Source organism: Mesorhizobium sp. M4A.F.Ca.ET.020.02.1.1 (assembly GCF_004022645.1).
Lineage (GTDB): Bacteria > Pseudomonadota > Alphaproteobacteria > Rhizobiales > Rhizobiaceae > Mesorhizobium.
Window position 1 is genome coordinate 1 of the sequence record NZ_RZOI01001190.1, and the last position, 1,010, is coordinate 1,010.

General features: G+C 65.6%; 1 protein-coding gene. It reads left to right on the forward strand.

Going from position 1 to position 1,010, the window contains the following annotated elements:
• Nucleotides 1-194 precede the first annotated feature (194 nt).
• Nucleotides 195-1,010, forward strand: an 816-nt coding sequence (locus EN742_RS35950; RefSeq protein ID WP_148670570.1) for a S1C family serine protease, incomplete at its 3' end; no start/stop codon positions are given.

Here is a 1,010-nt window from a genome sequence, read left to right on the forward strand (position 1 = left end):
CGGATTGATCGGTCGGTTCGAGCTAAACTTAGGTGCGACCGGGCGCGCGTCAAATAGGGAAGTCCAAAATTTGTTGAACTATTATCTGGGCCAGCGCTGCTGAGCTCTTCCCAAGGGAAGAGGGAAAGGCAACCCTTGCGCCTCACCCCATCCGCCATACCTATAGAAGAAACCGACCCCCCCAGGATGAACCGATGACCCTCGAACAAATCTCGCGCTCCGTCGTGGCCGTCCGCGCCACGGTTCCGGACGATGCCTTCACCGCCAACACGCTGGGCACGCGCCGCGAGGGCAGCGGCGTCGTCATCCGCGACGATGGGCTGGTGCTGACCATCGGCTATCTCATCACTGAGGCCGAGGAGGTCTGGCTGACCGACCAGGACGGCCGCGTCGTGCCCGCGCATGCGCTAGCCTACGACCAGGAATCGGGTTTCGGCCTGGTGCAGGCGCTGTCGCCGCTCGGCCTGCCTGCGGTGGCGTTGGGCGATGCCCACAAGGCCAGCGTTGGCGATGCCGTGTCGCTGGTCGACGGCATCGGCCAGAGCGTTCGCGCCCATATCGTCACCAAGCAGGAATTCGCCGGCTATTGGGAATACCTGCTCGACGAGGCGATCTTCATCGCGCCGGCTCATCCTTCCTGGGGCGGGGCGGCGCTGTTCGACAAGGTCGGCAACCTGCTCGGGGTCGGGTCGCTGCGCCTGCAGATGAGCCGTGCCGGCGAGGTTGCCGACATCAACATGATCGTGCCGATCAACCTTCTGCCGCCGATCCTCGACGATCTCCTGACCCGCGGCCAGGTGGCGAAACCGCCGCGCCCGTGGCTTGGCGCCTTCTCGGCTGAGTCGAACGGCGTGGTGGTGGTGATGAGCGTCACCGAAGGCGGCCCCGCCGCCGAGGCCGGCCTGCGCCAGGGCGACATCATCTCCGATGTCAGGGATGGCGAGGTCGACGGGCTGGCAGACTTCTACCGCAAGCTCTGGCAGAACCCGGCCGGCTCCGAAATCCCGCTC